The sequence below is a fragment of the Pauljensenia hongkongensis genome, assembly GCF_001746855.1.
Lineage (GTDB): Bacteria > Actinomycetota > Actinomycetes > Actinomycetales > Actinomycetaceae > Pauljensenia > Pauljensenia hongkongensis.
Map to the genome: position 1 here is coordinate 1,796,706 of NZ_CP017298.1, position 1,552 is coordinate 1,798,257.

Genomic DNA, 1,552 nt, shown 5'->3' on the forward strand with positions numbered 1-1,552 from the left:
AGCTGCGGGCGCGCCGATGGCGGGCCCGGCCAGCCCACCGCTCCGCCCGGCGCACCCGGGGAGGGGAATGCGGCGGCGACGGTGCCATCGTGCGCGCTGCCTGGCCCCCACGTGCGCGCCCGGTCCCTCTGCTGCGGTCCATGTGCGCGCCTGGGCACCCATCTGCGCCCTACCGGGGCACCCACCTGCGCGCCCACTCCAGGCACGCCGAGCGCAGCGTCGTCTTCGGGGGAAGCGCTCCAGGCGCGGGGTCGGCTCCGTCGACGGGCCCGTCGTCGGAGGTGATCTCGACGCGCGACCCGTCCGGCAGCAGGGGGAACGCGGCGCGCGTGAGATCCAGCAGCCCGGTCTCCTCGTCCGCGGCGTCGTGCGTGATGAGGGTCGGGACCTCCAGGCCGGTGAGGAGTTTCTCCGCATCCGCCATCGACAAGTCCGCCAGAGTCTGCTTCGAGATGGTGAAGTGGCGCCGCACGGAGGGGGAGTCGTCGGGAATGGTCGTCGTCCCGTAGCGCTCGAGGTCGGAGAGCTGCACTTCGGAGAATATCGTCGTCCAGTCGTACGACAGGGGTCCCAGCGCCGGGGAGGACAGGATGTAGGTGACCGCCGAGGGCGGTCGCGCCTCGAGGGCGACGGTCGCGCCGAACTCGTGGGCGTGCACGATCTGCCGGGGATGGCCCTGGTCCGCCAGCCACCCCGAGGCGGCTCGGAGGTCTTCGACCATCGTGGACAGAGTGATGATCTCGTCGCCCGAGCGCCCGTGCCCCGAGTAGTCGAAGGCGAGCGTCGCGTAGCCCGCGCCCCGGAAGGCCCGGGCGATGTCGTCGAAGAACGCCGAGGACCTGCGGTCCGCCAGGAAAGTGTGCGAAAACAGGACTGCCGCGTCGCGGCTGTCCACAGGGTCGATCATCGTCCCCGATAGCACCACGCCGCGAGGGGTTTCGATTGTCACGTCACTCACGCCCCCAACGCTATCCGTCCGGCGCTCCGAAATAAAGGGGGGTGCCCGTTCCTCGTGCGTTTGTGACAGGCGGCGCCATGCGCACGGGGTGGCTGGAGGACAAGCCCGCTCCTCGTGCGTTTGTGACAGGGGATGCGCCGCTCCACGGCCCGCGTCCCCGACCGGGCGCATTCGCACACCCGAAAAGATCGCCGTCCGCTCCGCGCCCCTTTACCCTTGAACCCAGCAGAACAACTCGCACGTGAGGGAAACGTATGGGAATGAAGATTGGGATCGTGCTCGGGTTCGGCGTCGGGTACGTCCTGGGCGCACGGGCCGGGCGCGAGCGCTACGAGCAGATCCGAGCGACGGCGGCCCGGCTGCGCCGCGCACCCGTGGTCGCCCGTCCACTGGACGCCGCCGGGCAAAGGGTCTCGGACATCGTCCGCGCGGGCGGCGAGCACGTCACCGACAAGGTCGCCGACGCCGTCAAGGAGCGCCTCTTCGGCGCGCCCGCGTCGGCTGCTGAGGCGGGCGACGCCGCTCCCGCGCCCAAGAGCGGCACTGCCCCCGCCTCGCGCGGCGCGCAGGCCAACGGGGGAGCGGTCCCGGGAG

At 71.6% G+C, this 1,552-nt stretch carries 2 protein-coding genes; one reads left to right on the forward strand and one right to left on the reverse strand.

The window, feature by feature from the left end:
* Positions 1–169 precede the first annotated feature (169 nt).
* Entirely contained in the window at positions 170–907 is a 738-nt protein-coding gene (locus BH719_RS07430) for an alpha/beta hydrolase (protein ID WP_009744205.1), read from the reverse strand.
* Positions 908–1,212: 305 nt separating this feature from the next.
* On the opposite strand from BH719_RS07430, the gene BH719_RS09730 reads away from it, so the two are divergent.
* Positions 1,213–1,552 (forward strand): hypothetical protein (locus tag BH719_RS09730; protein WP_009744206.1); only part of this gene is annotated, 340 nt, incomplete at its 3' end.

Excerpts from the sequence above, each read along its gene's own strand:
- BH719_RS07430 (WP_009744205.1), bottom strand. The coding sequence starts at position 907 with ATGATCGACCCTGTGGACAGCCGCGACGCGGCAGTCCTGTTTTCGCAC.